General features: G+C 42.8%; 22 protein-coding genes and 1 riboswitch. Of the genes, 19 read left to right on the top strand and 3 right to left on the bottom strand.

Annotated elements, in window-relative coordinates:
• The first annotated feature begins 4 nt into the window (after positions 1-4).
• From ACODJP_RS05570 to ACODJP_RS05505, 14 genes are all read left to right on the top strand, one after another.
• On the top strand, positions 5-808 hold the full coding sequence (locus ACODJP_RS05570; RefSeq protein ID WP_422479350.1) for an HpcH/HpaI aldolase family protein: 804 nt from the start codon (positions 5-7) through the stop codon (positions 806-808).
• 3 nt (positions 809-811) lie between these two features.
• Positions 812-1,687 carry a class II fructose-bisphosphate aldolase gene (locus ACODJP_RS05565; RefSeq protein ID WP_422479348.1) on the top strand — a complete coding sequence of 292 codons (876 nt, stop codon included), beginning with the start codon at positions 812-814 and terminating at the stop codon, positions 1,685-1,687.
• 13 nt (positions 1,688-1,700) lie between these two features.
• Entirely contained in the window at positions 1,701-2,462 is a 762-nt protein-coding gene (locus tag ACODJP_RS05560) for an HAD-IA family hydrolase (RefSeq protein WP_422479346.1), read from the top strand.
• Between the two features lie 2 nt (positions 2,463-2,464).
• A complete protein-coding gene (locus ACODJP_RS05555) occupies positions 2,465-3,361 on the top strand; it encodes a dihydrodipicolinate synthase family protein (protein WP_422479344.1) in 897 nt (298 codons plus the stop codon).
• Complete coding sequence (locus tag ACODJP_RS05550) at positions 3,358-4,722, top strand: FGGY-family carbohydrate kinase (protein ID WP_422479342.1); 1,365 nt, start codon at positions 3,358-3,360, stop codon at positions 4,720-4,722. The genes ACODJP_RS05555 and ACODJP_RS05550 overlap by 4 nt, the downstream gene beginning before the upstream one ends.
• 26 nt (positions 4,723-4,748) lie before the next feature.
• Complete coding sequence (locus ACODJP_RS05545; RefSeq protein WP_422479340.1) at positions 4,749-5,924, top strand: mandelate racemase/muconate lactonizing enzyme family protein; 1,176 nt, start codon at positions 4,749-4,751, stop codon at positions 5,922-5,924.
• 107 nt (positions 5,925-6,031) lie between these two features.
• Positions 6,032-6,790 carry an IclR family transcriptional regulator gene (locus tag ACODJP_RS05540; protein WP_422479338.1) on the top strand — a complete coding sequence of 253 codons (759 nt, stop codon included), beginning with the start codon at positions 6,032-6,034 and terminating at the stop codon, positions 6,788-6,790.
• A gap of 31 nt (positions 6,791-6,821) precedes the next feature.
• Complete coding sequence (locus ACODJP_RS05535) at positions 6,822-7,799, top strand: C-terminal binding protein (RefSeq protein WP_422479336.1); 978 nt, start codon at positions 6,822-6,824, stop codon at positions 7,797-7,799.
• A 2-nt stretch (positions 7,800-7,801) separates the two neighbouring features.
• Entirely contained in the window at positions 7,802-8,806 is a 1,005-nt protein-coding gene (locus ACODJP_RS05530) for a zinc-dependent alcohol dehydrogenase (RefSeq protein WP_422479334.1), read from the top strand.
• A gap of 93 nt (positions 8,807-8,899) precedes the next feature.
• A complete protein-coding gene (gene mgrA / locus ACODJP_RS05525) occupies positions 8,900-9,883 on the top strand; it encodes an L-glyceraldehyde 3-phosphate reductase (RefSeq protein WP_422479332.1) in 984 nt (327 codons plus the stop codon).
• A gap of 97 nt (positions 9,884-9,980) precedes the next feature.
• Positions 9,981-11,012 carry an aldose epimerase family protein gene (locus tag ACODJP_RS05520; RefSeq protein WP_422479330.1) on the top strand — a complete coding sequence of 344 codons (1,032 nt, stop codon included), beginning with the start codon at positions 9,981-9,983 and terminating at the stop codon, positions 11,010-11,012.
• 407 nt (positions 11,013-11,419) lie between these two features.
• Positions 11,420-11,884: a hypothetical protein gene (locus ACODJP_RS05515; protein ID WP_422479328.1), complete on the top strand. Its 465-nt coding sequence runs from the start codon at positions 11,420-11,422 to the stop codon at positions 11,882-11,884.
• Between the two features lie 155 nt (positions 11,885-12,039).
• Entirely contained in the window at positions 12,040-12,183 is a 144-nt protein-coding gene (locus ACODJP_RS05510; RefSeq protein WP_422479326.1) for a hypothetical protein, read from the top strand.
• 205 nt (positions 12,184-12,388) lie between these two features.
• Positions 12,389-13,660, top strand: coding sequence for an AAA family ATPase (locus ACODJP_RS05505; protein WP_422479324.1), 1,272 nt, complete (start codon positions 12,389-12,391; stop codon positions 13,658-13,660).
• On the opposite strand, the gene ACODJP_RS05500 is transcribed toward ACODJP_RS05505, so the two are convergent.
• The 3 genes from ACODJP_RS05500 to ACODJP_RS05490 all read right to left on the bottom strand — a co-directional run bounded on the left by ACODJP_RS05500 (position 13,634) and on the right by ACODJP_RS05490 (position 16,682).
• Positions 13,634-13,813 (bottom strand): hypothetical protein, encoded by a 180-nt coding sequence (locus ACODJP_RS05500; RefSeq protein WP_422479322.1) that lies wholly within the window; start codon positions 13,811-13,813, stop codon positions 13,634-13,636. The two genes, ACODJP_RS05505 and ACODJP_RS05500, sit on opposite strands and share 27 nt — an antisense overlap.
• A gap of 134 nt (positions 13,814-13,947) precedes the next feature.
• Positions 13,948-14,586 carry an anaerobic ribonucleoside-triphosphate reductase activating protein gene (locus ACODJP_RS05495; RefSeq protein WP_422479320.1) on the bottom strand — a complete coding sequence of 213 codons (639 nt, stop codon included), beginning with the start codon at positions 14,584-14,586 and terminating at the stop codon, positions 13,948-13,950.
• Positions 14,583-16,682 carry a ribonucleoside triphosphate reductase gene (locus ACODJP_RS05490; protein WP_422479318.1) on the bottom strand — a complete coding sequence of 700 codons (2,100 nt, stop codon included), beginning with the start codon at positions 16,680-16,682 and terminating at the stop codon, positions 14,583-14,585. The genes ACODJP_RS05495 and ACODJP_RS05490 overlap by 4 nt, the downstream gene beginning before the upstream one ends.
• 92 nt (positions 16,683-16,774) lie before the next feature.
• Positions 16,775-16,936: riboswitch (cobalamin riboswitch) on the bottom strand.
• 172 nt (positions 16,937-17,108) lie between these two features.
• On the opposite strand from ACODJP_RS05490, the gene ACODJP_RS05485 reads away from it, so the two are divergent.
• The 5 genes from ACODJP_RS05485 to ACODJP_RS05465 all read left to right on the top strand — a co-directional run bounded on the left by ACODJP_RS05485 (position 17,109) and on the right by ACODJP_RS05465 (position 21,803).
• Positions 17,109-17,480: an iron chaperone gene (locus ACODJP_RS05485; RefSeq protein WP_422479316.1), complete on the top strand. Its 372-nt coding sequence runs from the start codon at positions 17,109-17,111 to the stop codon at positions 17,478-17,480.
• A 522-nt stretch (positions 17,481-18,002) separates the two neighbouring features.
• Positions 18,003-18,815, top strand: a complete 813-nt coding sequence (locus tag ACODJP_RS05480) for a winged helix-turn-helix transcriptional regulator (RefSeq protein ID WP_422479314.1) — start codon at positions 18,003-18,005, stop codon at positions 18,813-18,815.
• Between the two features lie 367 nt (positions 18,816-19,182).
• The gene (locus tag ACODJP_RS05475) at positions 19,183-19,839 is read left to right on the top strand and encodes a sugar transferase (RefSeq protein WP_422479311.1); all 657 of its coding nucleotides are present in this window, start codon (positions 19,183-19,185) and stop codon (positions 19,837-19,839) included.
• A 12-nt stretch (positions 19,840-19,851) separates the two neighbouring features.
• Complete coding sequence (locus ACODJP_RS05470; protein WP_422479309.1) at positions 19,852-20,718, top strand: NAD-dependent epimerase/dehydratase family protein; 867 nt, start codon at positions 19,852-19,854, stop codon at positions 20,716-20,718.
• Entirely contained in the window at positions 20,715-21,803 is a 1,089-nt protein-coding gene (locus tag ACODJP_RS05465) for a glycosyltransferase family 4 protein (protein WP_422479307.1), read from the top strand. Before ACODJP_RS05470 ends, ACODJP_RS05465 begins: the two co-directional genes overlap by 4 nt.
• The last annotated feature ends 19 nt before the right edge of the window (positions 21,804-21,822 follow it).

Raw genomic sequence — 21,822 nt, 5'->3', positions numbered from 1 at the left:
TACGATGAATGAGACTGTCGGAATTTCTAAAGCACAATTATTCTTACAACAAATTAAACGACAAGAAGTGCCTTTCGGAGGACATGTTTTTCTGCAAGATCCAATGATAACCGAGATTATGGCCCTCACCGGATACACATATATTTGGATTGACGGAGAACATTCTTCCTATACCGCAGAAAAAATCTATGCACATATCTTAGCTGCACATGCAGGGGGAGCATTATCATTTGTACGAGTCCCATGGAATGATCCTGTTCGACTGAAACCAATCCTCGAATTGAATCCTGACGGGATAATTGTACCAATGATCAATAGTAGAAAAGATGCGGAAAGAGCTGTTGAAGCGTGTACATATCCTCCCAAAGGGATTCGTGGGTTAGGACCAAGAAGGTCTAATCAATACAATAATATGGATTTCTCTGATTACGTGGAGAACACACGAAAAACGTTCCTTCTAGCTCTTCAGATCGAACATGCTGATGCTGTAGAACATTGCGATGAAATACTGGAAGTTGAAGGCTTTGACTTGGTCATCCTAGGACCTTTGGATATGTCTGCTTCGTTAGGATGTCCTGGAAAAATTGGCGGTGATAAGGTTAAATCTGCATGCTTGAGTGTATTGGAAAAATGTAAGAAAGCTGGCATACCCTGTGGTATTTCCTTGGGATTCAATGATTTGACTCTAGTAAAGTGGTGGCTAGACAATGGTATCGACTTTCTTTCGAGTGGCGATGATCTGGGTTTTATTCAAAGTGAGTCGGCGAGAGTTTTGGAAAATCTTAGTAATTTTAAAAAGGGAAAATAGTATATGCCATTAACAAGTGCAAAAGAGATGCTTCAAAAAGCAACAATAGAGAACTATTGTGTAGGAGCTTTTAATTTTACAAGTTTTGTGCAAGCAAAAGCCATTATCAAAGCTGCTGAAGAAATGAATGCTCCAGTAATACTACAAACATCGGTCAGTCCTGCAAAATTCTATTCGCCACATATGATTGTTGGAGCAATCAAGAGTCTGGCTAATAATAGTACTATTCCAATATGTCTTCATCTGGATCATTGTACCGATGTCGACTTCTGTCTTGAATGTGCTGATGCCGGTTACACGAATATTATGTACGATGGTTCGAGTCTGGATTTCGACAAGAACATCGAAAATACAAAAAGAGTAACCGAGTATTGCCATTCTATTGGAAATATCAGTGTCGAGGGTGAGTTGGGTACTGTTATGGGCGTAGAGGATCAGATTGTAGTCAATGAAGATGATGCTGCTCTATGCCCAGTCGATAAAGTTTTGGAGTACGTTGAAAGATCCCAAGTCGATTTGTTCGCGCCGGCAATAGGCACAGCACATGGTGTATATAAGACCGCCAATCCTTTTATTGATTTGAAACGATTGAAAGAGATTTTTACTCTATTGCATAAACGTGATTCGATTGTTCCTTTGGTTATACATGGAGGAACTGGGTTACAGCAATCGATGGTGAAACAATTGATTGTCAATGGTGGAGCCAAATTTAATGTATCTACCGAATTGAAACATGTACTGATCGACACAACCTTCAATTATCTAACAGGACATCCTTCGGAATATAATCCTGGGAAGTTAGACAAAGAGGTCTTCAATGCTCATGTTGAAAAAATCTCCGAATGGATTGGGATTTTAGGTTCTGGCGAAAAAGCGTAAGGAGTTGAATTACATGATAGAGGCAGTTTTTTTTGATCTGGACGGAGTTTTGGTCGATACAGAGAGGCAAGGTCATCGAGTAGCTTTCAATAAAGCTTTCAAAGAGTCCGAAATAGCTGTTCAATGGGATGAAAATCTATACCATGAATTACTTTCAGTCGCTGGGGGAAAAGAGAGGATAGCATACTATTTTAGAAATATTGTTGGCCGTTTGCCGGTAGAATCAGATAAATTTGAGGATTTTGTAAAAACATTACATAAAAGGAAGACGGAGATTCTGATCGAGATGATAGGTACTGGGGAGTTGCCCTTAAGACCTGGTGTTCGTCGATTTATTGGGGAAATAGTAGGAACGAATAAGAAAATCGCACTTTGTACCACCTCAAATAGGAATTTTGCCGATAGTGTACTTAAGTTTCTCTTGCCTGAATTTTCTTTCGATTTGGTTTTGGCGGGAGATATCGTGAAAAAGAAAAAACCAGATCCAGAAATATACAATATGGCACTAGAAATCTTAAAGATATCTCCCCAATCAGTATTGGTCGTGGAAGATTCCCAGAATGGAGTTCAGGCTGCAGCTGCAGCTGGAATCAAAGTTTTGGCGACAACCAATGCATACACGGAATCTGAAGATCTTTCATCCGCAACGATAATTGTTGATAGTCTAGGGGATGAATATACTCCCGCAAATTGTACAAAAATCCCTAGCGATTTTCATTTAGGTCCAATGATTCACTTCTCTGATATTGAAGAAGTGATTACAAAAAAATCTTAAGGATGGAGGAACGTATGCTGAAAGGAATTTGGGCGCCATTGACAACCCCATTCAATGATCAAGATGAGATAGACTTTGATGCCTTGGTTCATAATATTCTTCGCTATGAGAAATCTCGGCTGGAAGGATATCTATTGCTCGGAAGTAATGGTGAGCCTCGTAGTATGCTCGAATCGGAACGTAGAAAGCTTTTGGAATTTTATGCGTCCCAACCGATTGAGAAAAATGTTATGGTGGGAATATCTGTTGAATCAATGAAACAGGCAAAATATGCTATACATCAGGTAACAGATCTAGGATTCAATACATGTCTAGTGTCCCCTCCATCATATTTTTCGAAAATGGCTGATGGGGAGGTTATTGTTGATTTTTATCTACAACTCGCCGCTAGCTCATCTATTAAAATCATCCTATATAACTGTCCCGGCTTTCTTAATAATGTTGCAATCAGTCCCAAATTGCTCCACCGGTTCTTCGGAAACCCAAATATTATCGGAATTAAGGATTCTGGGTCATCGGGACCATTTGCATTCCTCAGCAGGGCAAATTTGGATAATCCTGATTTTTCAATTTTGTCAGGAACGGCAAACTTCCTTTATCCTGCACTGCACTGCGGTGCGACAGGAGGCGTTGTTTCCTTGGCAAATGCGATACCTGATACATGTGTGGAATTGTATGATCTCTTTTTGAAGGAAGAATATTCACAAGCAAGAGAGCTGCACAATCGCCTTCAACGGATTAATCAGGAAGTTTCAGGCATCTACGGTGTTGCGGGAGTCAAAGCAGCCATGGATATCTGTGGTTATAACGGGCTGAACCCAAGATCTCCCTATAGAAAATTGGATGAGAATCAAAGAGCAAAAATACGGCAGATTCTGGAAAAGGAAAGAATGATTTGAGAAATACTATGAGGATATTGGGAGTTGATATTGGAACTACCTCTTTGAAGATGGGTATTTATGAGGTCAAGGAAGATTTCTCTCTCTCATTGATCCAAACCTATTCTGAAACCTATCCTCTCAATCCACAAAAAGATGCTAGCTTCTCTGATATTAATTCAGAGCATTGGAAACAAGCCTTCGTGCATGGATGTGAAGCAATGAAGGATGATTTAGCCCTCGTCAAAGCAATTGGATTATCAGGTAGCACTCCAGGATTCACCCCCATGGACTCTCAAGGTGAAGCTCTCTTTCCTTCGATCTTGATGTTTGACCAAAGATCGAGAAAACAAGCTCAACAAATAATTGATACAGTTGGAGAAGATGCAATTTTACAACGCACAGGTAATCTGCCTGTTGCAGGTGGGTGTTCCTTGGCTAGTCTATTATGGATTAGAGAGATGTATCCTGAGATTGATGAAAATACTGTATGTTACGGTCATTCCAATACGGTACTCGGAGCTTGGTTAACTGGCGAATTTGGTATTGATCCTTCTTCAGTTTCACTTTTTGGTCTGAATAATGCCAATGCTGGGAACATGGAATGGGATGCAGAACTTCTCGAGATGTTCGCTATAGACAGGAGTAAACTTCCCAAGATAATTCGATCTTTCGACTCGATAGGTACCGTGAAACAAGAGTTGGCAGAACAACTGGGATTTCATGAGCCACCAGCCGTGGTAATCGGGGGGAATGATGCCGCCGTAGCGATGTTTTCCCTTGATGAGCTACAGGTGGGAGACGTTATCAATATTAATGGTACTTGTGAAATATCTTCTGTTCTCCTTGATAAGTTCATACCCTCGAAAAATTACAATATCAGATCCCAAATCATTCCTGGTCAATGGTTAACTCTCTATGTGATGAACGCTGGAGGAAAAGCCTATGAATGGTTTCGAGATGTTTTTTGTAGTGAAATGGATTACCGGGCTTTCTTCGATAATTTCGTACCTTCAGCTTTGACATCATATGCCAACAAACAATCTGATGTAGAATATATTCCATTCCTCATGGGGTCCCGTTATTCCCTTGAAGCATTAAAAGCAGGATTTACAAATTTGACTCAGGATACCACGAGAGAAGAGATGTTGGTTGCTATGGTTCGTTCTCTTTGTTCATACCAGCGTAACCATTTGGACGAATTGGATCAGAAGATATCGCTTTCCAATAAAATATTTATCACTGGAGGGGCTGTTAATGAAGCAATCATCGAAGCGAAGCGCAGATGGTATAGAACAGCTGACTATTGTTTTACAGAACAGTCTTCGATGAAAGGAGCTGCAAAACTTGCAGCAAAATATGTAGAGTCAAATTCCCTATAGATGGGAAAATATAAAAGGAGTATCACATGAAAATCACTCGAGTTCAAACACAGGTTCATCGTTATGAAAGTGCCCGGCCACTTGCAGACGCAAATTTTCCGTATGGTCAAAGTTCTTGGGCATCTTTAGCAATATTAATCACTACAGATGAAGGACTACAAGGAACTTCAATAACTTTGCCAGCAGCAGAACAAATGGTTCATAATCTTGCTCCCTTGTTGATAGGAAAAGATCCACGAGGAGTAAAGGGTTTATATAAGACCTTGGTTGATTATGTTTTTAAAAGTGGATGTAGAGGAATAGCCAGTGAGGCAATTGCAGGACTTGATCTTGCTTTATGGGATTTGAAAGCAAAAGCAAATGATGAACCTTTGTATCGAACTTTGGGAGCATCTAGTCCAAAGGTAAAGGCTTATGCTAGTGAAATCGGATCTTCACTATCGAGCAAAGAGTTGAAAGCCTTCTACGACGAAATGGCCAAGCTTGGAATAACTATGGGAAAAGTGAAAATCGGCTTGGACCAAGAATTTGATATGGCTCGCCTTCGTATTGTTCAGGATGCATTGTCTGTTAATGGTCGTAAGGGACAGGTAGCTATAGATTCCAATGAATACTGGGCGCCTAAAGAGGCGATCAGACGTATTCGGGAGATTGAACAAGAGTTTGACTTAGCCTGGGCAGAAGAACCTGCTGGAAGATGGAATGTTCAAGGGCTCAAAAAAGTTTCTGATAGCATAACCGCTGCGGTTGCAAGTGGAGAGAACTTGAAATATGTCACTGAATTTGTTCCACATTTTGAAGCGAACTCCATGGATATAGTTGAGATCGGTAATTACACTACTGGAATAACAGGAGCGCTCCATGTTGCAGAATTGGCATATGCATATGAATTGCCAGTATGTGTCATGAATACACCAGGTAATTTTATGGGACATTTTGCTGCAGCTCTTCCTAACCACATGATGATAGAGGTTGTAAATGCTTGGGAAGATTGGGGCTACACAGTCGATAATAAGATTGAGGATGGTTGGTTAATCTGTGGAGATTCGCCAGGATTTGGAATAACTTTCAGTGAGGACTTACTCGAAAAATTCAGGCAACAAGAACAGGTTACCTATAAGTCTTTTGTGATGCCTGGAAGACGTGAAGGTGCAGGTCTTTATGTTCTAGCTCCTGGATTTTCTGAAGACGACCCAAAATAATTGGAATCTTTTAATGATTTTGGTAAGTTCAATCGGCAATACCGCAAGGTGTTGTCGATTGGAAGCCATTATGCCAAAATACGGTACACTTATTAAAAGGAAGTCTTATGAAAGTTCAGTCTATCGACAGGACCTTTGATCTTATCGAATTGTTATCTTTTGAACCAAATGGCTTAGCTTTAACTGCTATTGCTCAAAAAGTTGATTTACCAATAAGTACGGTATTTAGATTATTAAGTAATTTGGTTGAGCGTGGATACGTTGAAAAAAGAGATAGTGGAATCTATAAGATAGGTCTGAAATTTATTGAAATCTCTGCTTTATTCCTCAATAGACTTGAACTGAAAACAGAAGCACATCCAATTTTAGTCGAATTGACCAAACGTGTCGGTTTTGTATCATTCATGGCAATTAATATTGAAGATCACGTATGTTATACGGATAGAGTCGATACAAGTGATACATTAAGAAGTTATTCTTACATAGGACAACGTAGATCACTTTTTTCTACAGGACTGGGTAAATCTTTATTATTAAGATGGGAGAAGGATTCCTTAGAGAAATTTATTTTAGAGCATGAATTGACGAGACGAACACACAATACGATTACAGATCGAAAATTCTTGTTAAAAGAGTTGGAAGAAAGTCGCAAACGTGGGTGGACATATGATAATGAAGAAGACCAATTAGGGTTTCGCTGTATTGCTGCCCCAGTCAGGGACTATCGAAAGGAAGTCATTGCTGCGATTAGTGTGAGTTGGGCTTTGGAGTATTTTGATGAAGTCGATGAAGAAAAAGTAGCTTCTGCTGTTGTCCATGCAGCTACCGAAATTTCTAAGAGATTGGGATGTATCTGGACTTCATAATCTAAGATAAATTATTTGAAGTGGGTGTTTGATGAAAAAAATTTATATTTGTGATTGTGATCATTCCAATATTGATCAGGAGAAAGCTGTCTTTGAAAGTGCTGGTGTAGAATATCGATGGCTTCATTGCAAATCGCAAGAAGAGGTTATTGCACAGTGTCAAGGTGTTGATGCCTTGTTGAACCAATATGTTCTGATGGATAAAAAAATATTTGAAAGTATTCCTTCACTAAAATGTGTGGTCCGCTATGGTGTGGGATATGACAACATCAATATTGAGGATGCTACAAGATATGGAGTGCAAGTTTGTAACATTCCTGATTATGGTGTAAATGAAGTTGCTGATCATGCTCTAGCGCTGATGTTAGCGTTAGTTAGAAAGGTAGATAAAATAGTAGCCCAAACTCGGAAGGGTGTATGGGATTATAAACAAACTATTCCAATTCATCGTGGTAGTTATAGAACTGTGGGGATAATCGGCGTAGGAAGAATTGGATCAGCTTTTGCAAAGCGTGTAAAAGCCCTTGGTTACACTGTGATCGGTTACGATCCCAGATATGAAGTTGAGTCAAATCAGTTTCCTGATGATATCGGTTATGTTTCTTTGGAAGAAGTATTAGAAAAATCTGACATCGTTTCTGTACACTGCTCTTTAAACGAATTGAGCAATAATTTGTTAAATGAATCAACAATTGGAAAAATGAAAAAGGGTGCGTATCTCATCAATGTATCGCGTGGTGGGATTGTAGATGAGAAAGCACTGCTTGAAGCTATCCGATCCCATCATTTGGCTGGAGCTGCTTTGGATGTCGTGGAGTCTGAACCGCTGATAGCGGGTGATCCGATTTTAGCTTGTGAAGACATTATCGTAACTCCACATATGGCTTGGTATTCGGAAGAATCCGCAAAAGAGTTGAAACAAAAATGTGCTGAAGAAGCATTACGGTACGTACAAGGATTACCGGTACGATATCCCATAAATGATGTGGCTATCGCACAAGGAAAATGATGATGAAAGCAATAGTATATAAAGGTAAAGATCAAATCTCACTCGAAGAGATTGAACTACCAAGACCAAAGAAAGGTTGGGCTTTAGTGAAAGTATCCCATGTTGGAATTTGTGGTACTGATTTGAATATATATGCGGGTACTCATCCTCGAGCAAAGGCTCCCCTAGTTATGGGACATGAATTTTCTGGAGTATTGGAACAGGATACTTCGCAAATACCGAAAGGAAGCAGAGTTACTTCATACCCACTTCTGTCCTGTGGAAAATGTGAAGCGTGTCTAACTGGTAACAGTCATGTATGTAGTACTCTTGGTCTGTTGGGTATAGATTGTGATGGAGCTATGGCTGAATATATTCAAGTCCCTATAGAAACTTTGGTGCGGTTGGGAGATGGTGTATCGAATGAATTGGGAGCCTTGGTTGAACCAATAGCTGTGGCAGTGCATGCGCTTCGTGAATCCAACTTCACCTCAGGTGACAATGCCGTTGTATTCGGGTGTGGAACGATAGGATTGGTTACAGCATTGACTCTCAGACAATTCGGGGCATCCTCTGTAACCATGGTAGAGACCAATCCACTTAGAGCAGAATTGGCAAAAAATCTTGGATTTAATGTATTGGACCCTACGGATACGCATTTTTTTGATAGAGTTTCAAAAATTACTTACGGAACTGGCTTTGATTGGGTTTTTGACTGTGCTGGAGTACAAGCGGTAGCTGGACTCTTATTGGATACCGTGAAAGTGAAGGGGAAAATCGTAATTATTGCAGCATATAAATATCCTGCGAGTATGCCTTTGATTAAAGGCATGTTCAAAGAAGTATCTATCCAGTTTGTCAGAGTCTATAGAAAAAAGGACTTTGAGATTGCAGCCCTACTTGCAGCCAAGGAACCATTATACAGAAAGATCATCACCCACGTTCTTGATAGCAAAAGTTGTCAAGAAGGGTTTGATTTGCTCTTATCAGGTAATTCAGATGCCGTAAAGGTGATGTTTGCATTCTAACAATCATAGTGATAGGCAATGGAAGTACGTTTGGTTTGAGGAAAACAATGAATTCTTACAGATGGCACGAGTGGAATAATTTCGGAGGTTTTTATGTACAAGGCAAATGAAGGACGTTACGAAACCATGCAGTATAATTACTGCGGAAAGAGTGGACTCAAACTACCTGCGGTCTCGCTCGGATTATGGCACAATTTTGGTGACATCACTTCGGTCGCGAATTCCCGAGAGATGATCCACACCGCATTCGATCTGGGAATCACGCACTTCGACCTAGCGAACAACTATGGACCACCCCCAGGATCGGCTGAAAGCAATTTCGGAAAGATCCTGCATCAGGATCTGAGTGCATACCGTGATGAGATGATTATCTCGACAAAAGCGGGTTATGATATGTGGCCGGGTCCCTATGGTGATTTTGGTAGCCGGAAATACCTGTTGGCGAGTCTGGACCAAAGCCTGAAGAGGATGGGACTTGATTATGTCGATATCTTCTACTCCCACCGATTCGACCCCGATACGCCCTTGGAAGAGACGATGGGAGCCCTGGAAAGCGCCTATAAGCAGGGAAAAGCTCTCTATGTCGGAATATCTTCCTACTCGGCGGAGAAAACCCGGGAAGCATACGAAATCTTGACATCACGCAATGTGCCGGTCTTGATCCATCAGCCAAAGTACTCCATGTTCAACCGCTGGGTGGAAGAATCATTGTTGGATACCGTGGAGGAACTGGGAATCGGTACCATCTGCTTCTCTCCATTGGCACAGGGGTTGCTCTCGGACAAATACCTTGGGGGAATTCCCGAGGGAAGCCGGGTAACCAAGAACAGTTCACTGAAGAAGAATATGCTGTCCAAGGAGAACTTGGAGCGGATTTCCAAACTCAATGAGATAGCGAAGAGACGTGGGCAGAGCCTAGCGCAGATGGCATTGGCTTGGGTGTTGAGGAGAAAAGAGGTTACCTCTGTCCTTATTGGAGCAAGTTCTTCTGAGCAGATTCGGGAGAATGTGAAAGCATTGGATAATCTGGCATTCACCGATGCCGAATTGGCCGAGATCGATAGCCATGTGCTCTAGATTGTCAAGAAAGTTATATACTACGAAGCTTGTTGCTCTCCTCCTTGCCAATACTCGCCAACTCGTCGTAGAATAGCAGGTGATGAGGAGGCACTCCATGATAGAGAAGAGAGAATTCGGCAAAACCACCGCTTTTGGTGAACCGGTAATGGCATACACGTTGACCGCTGGTGATTACAGCATGACCGTCTCTACCTACGGAGGGACCATCCTCAACCTCATCGTGCCTGATGCCCATGGACGTAAGGCCGATATCGTATTGGGCTATAAAAGCCTTTCTGAATATGAGAAATGCACCACCTACTTCGGAGCCCTCATCGGCCGCTTCGCAAACCGTATCAAAGGTGGCAAGTTCACCATCGATGGCCGTAATTACCAGGTCCCCTGCAATGACCATGGGATTAATTCCCTCCATGGTGGACCGGAGGGACTCAATACCAAGATCTGGGATGTCCTCACCAGTGAAGTCGACGGCGCTCCCGCCCTGCACATGTCGTATGTGAGTGAAGATGGTGAGATGGGCTTCCCCGGAACGCTGAAGGTCCATGTCGATTATATCCTCTATCCCGAAGGTAAGCTCGAAATGACCTATGCTGCCATTTGCGATCGGACCACACCGGTGAACCTTACCAACCATGCCTACTTCAACCTTGCTGGCGATGGAAGCGACGTCCTCAACCACGAGTTGAAACTCTACTGCGACAAATACCTTCCTGTGGATGACCAGCTTATCCCAACCGGGGAGGTCAAATCGGTTGAGGGTACTCCCTTCGATTTCACTTCAGGAAAGACGATTGGCAAAGATATCGAAAAGGCCGGAGGGTACGATCACTGTATGGTGCTCACCACAAAAGGCGATCATCTCAAGAGCTGTGCCTATGTGAAGGAACCGAAATCGGGAAGGACCATGAAGGTCAGTACCACCATGGAGGGGGTACAGTTCTATAGCGGAAACTTCCTTGATGGAAGCGATACATCTCGAGACGGGCATCCCTATACCCAATACACCGGTTTTTGTCTGGAGACACAACACTTCCCCAACGCTATGAACCACAAGGACTTTCCCAACTGTCTCTTGCACCCTGGTGAGACCTACAAGCACACCACATTATTAGAGTTCAACATCTAAGACTTCTGTGGCAAATTTGGACCAAGTTCACGTATATACTGTGATCTAGAAGGCTGTAAATATACAGCATTCTTGAAATAGCAGCAAGAATTTGCCATAAATATTATAATTTTTCCACAATGTATTGATTTTCCATGGTATAATCAGATCAACCTCAAGAACATTCACACTGCAGGACGCAATCGACAGCAACTCGTTCGCTGCTATCTTTTTACGCAGCCCACTTCGTAGCAGATGCAAAAATCTGACTCGCAAGTGGCATAAACGTGTAGTGAAAAATTCTTATAACTATATACTGTAAAACAAAATAAATAAAATTTTATCTTGACAGCACACTTTCCATCCTCCACACTTATACCTGTCCTGATCAGGCATCACGATACTACAGATAAAGGAGAATCATATACATGAAGTATTATGCCCTAATAGCACTGCTCGCTGTAGCAGTTCTCGTACTCATAGGATGCACTGGTTGCGACTCCAATCCTGGTAACACCACCGTAGACCTTTCGACCGACCGGGCACTGCTATGCAATGACCTGGGCTGGGTAGCCCAGGAAGATGATTATGTGGTCAGAAACTGGGAGGGTGAAAAGATAGTCGATGCTTTCCGAATAGAAGATTTTACAGCAAACAACGGGACATTACAGGGGGCTCTGATAGACGATGATACAACGAATTATGAAATCGACAAGGGAACTGTGACTTTCGAAAACAATGAAGTCACCATCGACTTCCAGAACTACGGTCCCTATACTATTCGTATCACCGCCAACAGTGAAGACCCCCAGCCGGTTTTGAGCCTCACTGCACTCAGTGACGATGCTCCTATCGATAAGATGTATTTTTCCCTATCAGGAGGTGATGCTTAGGAAAAAAAACAAAAAATCAGTCATTTGGGAATCGGGCGCTAACTGCATTCTTGAGGCAACATAGTGGTTGATATAGCGTCCGGTTCCTCTTTTGTAACGTAACACCACTCATGGTTGTTCTTTCCATATCTGCCAACGAGGAGAGGCCAAAAAAGATGAGACCGTTTGTCCGAATCTGTAACAACCTCATGACCCACACCAGTTTCCATAGCATCAAGGTCGGCACCTTTCTCATCCCTGCCTACTCCATCATCTGGCTTGCGCTACGAATTAGCAGTCTGTTTTTCAAAGAACAGTAGATAGCCAAGATATTCTGGTATTTGGCTCATCAGTAACATTCTTATCACTGTATACACAATACTCCAGTTATCATTATCTAGATTTGTTTGCCTAGTGCATGGTTTTCTATAAGCGAATCTATAAATAAACAAAAAAGTTGTTTATCTTGACTTCTGAACTTACGAACATTATACTAACCATGAGAGTGAAGAAAGGAAGTTCGTTATGTTATTATATTATAAAGTAAGAAACTATCGTTCGATTGAATATGTGGAAGTCAACTTTCGGTTTGCTGAAAAGAAAGCTCCAAATGGTTATAAAGAGAGAGAAATACTACCTTTTATCGGAATTGACTCGATACGAGGTGTTCCTACTCTAGCCTTGTACGGACCGAATGCCTCTGGGAAAACCAATATTATCAAAGCCTTCGACACATTGCAGAGGATTGTGAGAAATCGTTTCAAAGAGAGTTTATCGTATCCCAACAAGCTTCAAGACGTTGGTGAGGAATCGGGCTATGAACTTGGTTTCTGGTACAAAGGTATTACTTTCCAATATTTCTTATCACACGATGATAGACAAATCACCAAAGAGAAATTGATTGTTGATACACATCTAGTCTTTTCGATTGAAAAGAACTTTTTGGATTATGCAAAGCCGTCGAAAGAAGTCTACACACTAGATAAATTGAGGACCATCTTTAAAGTTGAATGTTTGGACAAGGAAAAACATTTTAATACCCCGTTTCTCTCAGTCATTGGGAAAAACTACGCAAATTTGAATGATACCATCACTAGTGCTTTCACATACATTACCCGAAATCTGGAGATTTATAAGAAAAATGATTTTCCTTTCGATTATTGCATGACACGTTTGGCCAATGGCAAGGATAAAAAGCAACTACAGAGTGCCTTTGATCGTATCGTCTCTATTTTACGAAAATTGGATATCGATATAACCAAAATGGAGTACCAGCGGAATGAATTGAATGTGCTACCCGATACCATAGACAAAGAAAAATTTGAGTATGTTTTTTTTCCAAAAAAAGATCTTGTAGTGGAAACAGATATAAAGTCATATCATCGAAATCACCAGGGAGACGAGATTCCATTGGAGTTCCTACAAGAATCTGCCGGAACCCGGAAGATTGCATGTCTTCTGGGAATAATCCTTGCAGTCTTGGACCATGGCCATATCCTCATTGTCGATGAACTGGAAAATTCGATACATCCGCTTCTATTGGCAGAACTTATAAGGCTTTTCAAGGACAGACGATATAATAAATCCAACGCACAATTGGTCTTTACCACACACAATACCGATGTTATGGATCATGAGCTTATGAGAATCTCAGAAATCGGAATTGTGAGTAAAACGTCCAAGTCTGGAACCCGATTCGTACGGGTCTCTGATTTTGAAGGGGTTCGAAATGTAACTCGATTTCGCAAGCAATACTTAGATGGGAAATTCTCAGGCATCCCATATCCCTATATCTAAGAATGGAATGATGGTTATGAGGTTCTTTTCAAGGATCTTGTTGGAGGATCCTATCAAAAAGGAGAAATTCCATTTGTCATCGATAGGAATCATCTGGAAAATCTCATAGCGAATCTTGAGAATGATTCGATTCCTTTCGATTCTGATTTCCATCGATACATCCTCAACTATTTGAAAAAGTAAGATACCATACGCATCAGGGTAGCCTTGGGACGACGTCTCCTGGCTCCAATGTTCTACCTAGGGGAACGATACTTCATACTTCTGTTGTTTTCTCTCGGTCGCTCTTAACGAAAATATCCGAGTTCTTCCAACCAAGCCACATCATCCTCGTCAAGCTCGGGACACAGTGTAGTGCGGGCTTCCCACGCAATCGCGCTATGTTGGAGTATCCCCAATGATTCTTTCACGCGTGCCGCATCGGCATGGGGACCACAAATCTCGGAATATTTATACCACGGTGCCTTGATATCCATAGCGACGTAATCTACACACCCTGCATCAAGCAATTGAGTCAGCATCCTCGGATTGCTCCCATTGGTATCGAGCTTGACAGAAAAATCCATAGAGCGAATCTCCTCCAACAATATCTGCAGTCCGGCATGGATAGTGGGTTCACCACCGGTAACCACCACACCATCGAGCAATCCCCTGCGTGTTTCCAGGTAAGCATAAAGCTGTTCAGGAAAATCGATGTGGCTGCGCTCACGCGATCGCAACATTCCTCCATCGGAATCTGAAGTGGACAGGGGCTCACCGAGCCCCTGAGTAGGATACGAAACGCTATTTTCGGCCGCCTGTAAGGGAATAAGCGCCTTATTATGACAATAGGTGCAATTCCAGTTACAGCCCTGCAGGAATACCACACACGCAATATGCCCCGGATAGTCAATCAATGAAGAACCCAATACACCTGCGATTTTCACACGACCTCCTTGGTTCCCTCAGTGGGAACGCGATACAGGGTCCGCTGCTTGTATTCTTCCTGCTTACCCTGGTGGAAATCCCGCACGGGACGGAGATACCCAACCACGCGTGTCCAGACCTCGGTTTGTTTACCACAGACAGGGCAGGTATGTTGTTCGCCAACAAGATAGCCATGGTCCTCACAGGTCGAGAAGGTGGGGGTAAGAGAGACATAGGGGAGACGATAACGGGAGAAGATCCGCTGCAAGAGACGCTTTGCTACTGCTGTGGATTCAATGCGCTCTCCTAGGTAGAGATGCAACACTGTTCCTCCAGTATATTGGCATTGCAGGTCATCCTGTAGGTCCAATGTCTCGAAGAGGTCGTCGGTAAAACCGACGGGCAATTGGGTGGAATTGGTGTAGTAGGGGACATCAGTTCCAGCTGTAATGATATCGGGGAAATCCTCCTTGTCCCTTCGGGCAAGACGATAACTGGTACCTTCGGCAGGAGTGGCTTCGAGATTGTAGAAATTACCACTGCGCTGTTGGTATCCCTCGATCAACTGACGTAATCGATCCAGGGTACGTAATGCGAAGCGCTGGCCGTTCTCGGTCACCAGACTACCAGAAGAGCCGAAAAGATTCAGACAAGCCTCCTCCATTCCCACTAGGCCGATAGTGCTGAAATGGTTTGCCCAGTACGCCCCCTCCTTCTCCTTGATTGATGATAACCATCTTGCACTGAAGGGATACATGCCACGTTGGGTTTCCCGTTCGACGACCTTTCGTTTCAACTCAAGACTTTGGAAAGCCAAATCGGAGAGTATCTCCAATTTCCCAAGGAAGTCCTTCTCATCATAAGAAAGATAAGCCAGCCGGGGAAGATTGAGTGTGACCACCCCAATGGAGCCCGTCAGAGGATTGGAACCGAACAAGCCACCACCGCGTTTACGTAGTTCTGTGGTATCCAGACGAAGACGGCAGCACATCGAAAGTGCATCCTCTGGTGACAAGTCGCTACTCACATAATTTGAGAAGTAGGGAATACCATACTTGCAGGTCATTTCCATGATAGCATCGGCAACCGGCCCATCCCATGGGAAATCTTTGGTCACATTGATAGTGGGAATAGGGAAGGTAAATACGCGGCCGCTTGCATCGCCCTCCATCATCACTTCACAGAAGGCCAGGTTGAACAGATCCATCTCCTTCTGGAAATCGCCATAGGTGGAATCTTGTACCTCTCCGCCAATTATCACACCCTGGTCCCGCATTCTGGAGGGTACGGTAAGGTCCATGGTCAAATTGCTGAACGGACATTGGAAACCGACCCGAGTAGGGACGTTCATGTTGAAGACGAATTCCTGCAAGGCTTGTTTGACTTCGGTGAAACCCAATCCATCAGTACGGATAAAGGGAGCGCAGTAGGTATCGATGGAGGACCAAGCTTGCGCTCCGGCACTTTCACCTTGGGTGGTGAATGTGGCATTGACGATTTGTCCCAAAAAGGAGCGCAAATGCTTTGCCGGTCTGGAAGATACTTTTCCGGTGATACCACCGAATCCCATCGTCAACAGTTGCTGCAGGTCCCACCCGCAACAATAGGGACCATAGAAACCCAGATCGTGGATATGAAGGGATCCACTTTGGTGGGCTTCACGGATTTCGGTGGGGTACACCTCATTGAGCCAATAGCGACGGGTGAAAGCTTCACGGATATAGTTGTTCATCCCATTGATCGATTTCCGTGTATTGGCGTTCTCTTGGATCATCCAATCCTTGTCATCCAGATAATCGTTGAACAACCGGGTAGTGGCATCGATCAGGATTCTTCCCTCACGGACTTTCCGACGTTCCTCACGATAAAGGATATAGGCTTTCGCGGTAGCCGATGCACCGCTGAGCATCAACTGCTCTTCTACCGCATCCTGGATCGTCTCCACATCGACCGAGGTGGTCGATCCGTTTTCCAGCTGTTGCAGTACTTCTTGGGTGAGCTTTTCGCTATCGATCGATTCTTCGGCTACACGGGCAGCCTTTTCCACAGCAAGGGCTATCTTCTGTCCATCGCAAAAGACGACCTGCCCATCTCGTTTGACGACACGAGTAATCATGGGTTCCTCCTGCTGTCAGAGGATGTAATGAAACAACAGGAGAACAAAAGGACGCAATTCGCCCATTTTTGCACGCCAATGCCATACTCCGTGACAGCGTGTCCATACAGGGAGGTCTTCTGGCTCAGGCTCAGCGGAGCATTGTCTCCTTCCCAGATTACTCCAGTGGATGCGACAGACTCCTAACCTTCACAGCGGCGGGACCGCGTGGGTATCCGTACCCAACTTCCCTGTCCTGTATGCACAATATATAGTGTAGGTGTACCGTACGGTACGCTACCCATAGTAAGGGAGCCTGCCTCCAATGTCAACGAAAAAGATGCCGGGCTTGTACCTAGCTCCATCCTTAGTGATATTGCTATCGATAGATCTCTACAATTAGATGCTCTTCTTGCATAATCTATGACCAGTAATTAGACTATTCCTATGAATACAGAGAAAACAAAAGTCATCACCACTATAGACGGATACATAGCTCAATCCAATCCTGAGTACCGGCAGATCCTCACTCAGATTCGTAACATCATACGAGAAGAGGCACCCATGGCTACAGAAAAGATTAGTTATGGTATGCCCACGTTCTACTACAAGGAGAACCTCGTTCACTTCGCTCTAGCGAAGAAACACCTCGGTTTCTATCCTACTCCCAGCGGAGTCCAAGCTTTTGTCTCTGAACTTGGTCCCTACAAATGGTCCAAGGGTGCCATACAGTTTCCACTTGATCAACCTATCCCCTATGATCTTATTCGGAGGATAGTCCGGTATCGGGTGGGGGAGGTTGTGGGTGAAAATAGGTAATTACCCTGCTTTAGATGGATAAGATTTTATAACCTCGTTACCACATGATTGAATATTTCACTCTTTACGAGCCTTCAATTATAAAGTAGGTATGTATTTGTGCACTTCACTACCAAACTGTCAAAAAAAGCGCCTCTCCATACGAATCCTAGTTGCGTCCTCCCTTCCCATCTGCTACTATAATCTTCAATGGGTGAAAGCTAACCGATATAGAAATACTATTGGTAACCTTTTACTCCGATACATGGTTTCTTTTGCATTACTGCAAATATGCGAGGGGGACAATACACCGTGCTTGTTCCGGCATTCCGGTGTATCGCGCAGCCAGTGAGTATGGCAACCTCTCCACCACTGAAAATGGTGGAAATGGCGAAGCTGTGCATTGCTAGCAATGCCGCATGTATCAAGACCTAAGTTCTAATCAAGCAATAACGTGAGCAAAAGTATCGAGTGGCAATGCCCGCTCGAATACCGGTGCCCACCACTTTTGTTCATTTGTTGAACACTTTTAACCACAAAACCATGTATACAGACACCCATGCCAAAGAACTAGCCCTCCTCAATTACATTGAGCACAACGCCCATGCAACACAGCGTGAACTCAGTGAACAGGTAGGCATGTCCCTTGGCGCCATCAACCTTTTGCTCAAGACCCTCATCAAGAAAGGCTTCGTGAAGGTTGAGAAACTTACCCCCAATTCAGTCAAATACTTTCTCACCCCTGCCGGCATAGCCGACAAACTCGATCGTACCTACTCCTATATCGTACGTACTTATCGTGAGATAGACCACATGAGAAACCGCATTGTCACCGTAACCAACAACCTTGCAAGCTTACACCAAGCAGACAAGATACTGTTCTACGGTCCAAAGGACGACTTCTCCCTCATGGTTACCGATCTTGTGAATATAGAGAGTTTCGATATCCCCGTCACTGTCTGCCATAGTATGGAAAGGGTGAAGGGGGAGAGTGGGGAGTTTAAAGCTGAGGATGAAAAAGTTCAGCATGGTGATGGGAAGACTGGAATTTCAAAGATTGAAGATCGAAAGAATGAAAGTCGAAAAAACGAAATCGATCAACATCAGGGTAGAAGCAAAGAAAGTGCAGAGATTGAAGAATCTAAGATTGAATTCTTGAGGAATGAAAAAGTAAAGATTGAAGAGCAAAAGATTCAGAGCGATAAGATTGAATACATAAAGAATGAAATTTCTACCCCCATTATTGTCTGGCGAGAGGATGATGAACGAGAATTGAAAGCTATTGGCTTGAGAAGTGTGAATTTGTTGGGGATGGTGAGTGTGCTGGGTCCGAAGGAAGTGGCGGTGTATGAATGAGAAGAGGATATTTCTTTCGTTTTCAACCATGTTCTTTTCTAGTGGGTTAGAGCTACATATAAGAGGAAGCAGACTGGAACGTTTGGGCAATATTCGGCGTTATCGTTAGTCGTTTTGAAGAATAGGATGAGTGATAGATATACGGGAATAAGGTCTGGGGGCTCGAAAGCTGCATAAATATGCAGGAATCGAGGGGTTTTGGGATATTGGATTGGTTGAGTTGAAGCAGGATGGGAGAGGGCAAAGAAGAGGGTGCCCACACCATAATTTTGGCGCAGAGCTGAAATTGGTGGTGGGAAACTTATGAACATAGGGTGGGAGTGTTGAGTTCCTGCCCTATCTGTTTTCAACATGATAGTAACTTTATATGGGTAATGAAACCTTGGAACTTGAAGAATCAACAACTCAAAAGATGGTTGCTCCATCGAAAAACTATCTGCATATTAAGAGAGTAGTTGATTTCATCTGTTCTCTATTGGCTTTAATTGTCCTCTCTCCCATATTCCTGATTCTCATCATTGCCATTAAGCTTGATTCTAAAGGTCCTGTCTTGTTCAAACAGAAACGTGTTGGTATTCATAAGACACATTTCAATATTCTCAAGTTCAGGACCATGCGTATTGATACTCCTAATGATGTCCCGACTCATCAGCTCAAGAACCCTGAGCAATATATTACCAAAGTAGGTAAGTTCCTCAGAAAGACTAGTTTGGATGAGCTTCCCCAGATCTGGAACATTTTCGTTGGTCAGATGTCTGTCATTGGCCCCAGGCCAGCTCTGTGGAATCAGTATGATCTCATTGACGAGCGAGACAAATATGGGGCCAACGATGTTCCTGTAGGTCTTACTGGTTGGGCACAGATAAACGGAAGAGATGAGCTTCCCATTAGACTAAAAGCAAAGCTCGATGGTGAATACGCCAAGCGTATTGGCCCATGCATGGATATTCGTTGTTTCTTCGCTACCATCTTCTCAGTCCTCAAAAGTGACGGGGTGAGAGAAGGGGGGACGGGGAGTGAATAAGTTGGTAGTAGTATGAAACGTATTCTGATTACAGGCGCAAATAGTTACGTAGGAACCAATGTGGAACGTTGGCTAATGCGGGAACCAGATAAGTATCAGGTTGATACTTTTGATATGATTGATGGCTCCTGGAGAGAGAAAGACTTTTCTGGTTATGATGTAGTCTTCCATGTAGCTGGTATTGCGCATGTGAATGCCAAGAAGAATATGGAATCCTTGTACTACAAGGTGAATACTGATTTAACAATTGAAACTGCCCAACATGCTAAGCAGTGTGGTGTGAAACAGTTTATTTTTATGAGTAGCATAATTGTCTATGGTGAGAGCAAGTCTCTTAAACCTGTTGTAATCACCAGAGAGACAGAACCAAAGCCCAACGGTTTTTATGGTAACAGTAAGCTTCAGGCAGAGATTGGAATAAAGAAGCTGGAAGACCAAGACTTCAAGGTTGTGATACTCCGTCCTCCTATGATTTATGGTCCTGGTTCCAAAGGAAACTTTTCAAAGCTTATTGCCTTAGCAAAGAAAACACCAATCTTCCCTGCGTATCACAACCAAAGAAGTATGCTCTATATTGATAACCTCTGTGAATTTGTCCGGTTAGTCATAGACAATGAAGAGCAAGGTGTATTCTGGCCACAGAATGGGGAGTATGTGGATACGTGTGAGGTAGTGAGGCAGGTAGCTGAAGAGGCTGGGCATAAGGTATGGATTACAAGGGTGTTGAATTTGTTTGTTTTCCTTGGTTCTTTCTTTGTTTCTAGTATAAATAAGCTATTTGGTAGCTTGATATATGAAAAGAGCCTTTCTGAATTCTTCAATAATGACTATTGTTTAGTGGATTTTGATTCTTCAATAACCAAAGTGATTAATGCATGAAGCGACGAGTTCTCTTTTTAGTCAATCATGAAGTAGTCATATATAACTTTCGTCTTGAGCTTGTTGAGCGATTGCTACAAGATGGTCATGAGGTGCTGATTTCTTCTCCATATGGGGAGAGGATCAGAGAATTGGAAGAACTAGGTTGTACTTCAATTCATACAACAATGGATAGACATGGTGTAAGTATCCTTCAAGATCTGAAACTGCTTTTGCATTATAGAAAGATATTGAAGCAATACTCTCCAAGCGTCGTATTAACCTACACTATCAAACCCAACATCTATGGGGGGATTGCCTGTAGAATGCAAAAGATTCCCTATATTGCCAATATTACTGGGCTTGGTACTGCAGTAGAGAAGGCGGGATTTCTTCAATCTTTTACCAGCTTTCTTTACAAGCATGCGTTAAAGAATGCGCAGAAAGTTTTTTTCCAGAATAAGGAAAACCAAGCTTTCTTTGAAAAGAAACGAATTGCATTGGGGAAACATGGTTTATTGCCTGGATCAGGAGTGAATCTAACTAAGTTCCAACCTTTGGAGTACCCTCCTGATGATACAATTGAATTTGTGTTTATCTCTCGCATCATGAAAGAGAAGGGCATTGATCACTACCTTGAGATGGCAAAGGTTATTAAAGCAAAGTATCCTAATACCCATTTCCATATCTGTGGCTTCTGCGAAGAATCATATGAAGGTATTCTCCATAAGATGCAAGAAGAGGGAATCATTCAATACCATGGTATGGTGAAGGATGTGAGGGAAATTCTACGAATAACACATTGCACTGTTCATCCTTCCTACTATCCTGAAGGACTTTCCAATGTACTTTTAGAGAGTAGTGCTTGTGCTAGGCCCATAATCACAACTGATAGAAGTGGGTGCAGGGAAGTGGTTGAGGAAGGGCAGAATGGCTTTCTCATAAAGATTAAGGATGCTAAGGATTTAATAGCCAAAGTTGAATCATTCATTGCTTTACCCTATGAAAAGAAGAAGCAGATGGGTATTGCGGGAAGAGAGAAAGTTGAAAGAGAGTTTGATCGAGACATTGTTGTTGAGAAGTATCTTAGTGAGATTTGGGATTAATAATTTGTTATTATTTTTT

It is taken from the genome of Pleomorphochaeta sp. DL1XJH-081 (genome assembly GCF_049310885.1).
Taxonomy (GTDB): domain Bacteria; phylum Spirochaetota; class Spirochaetia; order Sphaerochaetales; family Sphaerochaetaceae; genus CAYZJV01.
This window is presented reverse-complemented; position numbering and strand designations above follow the sequence as displayed.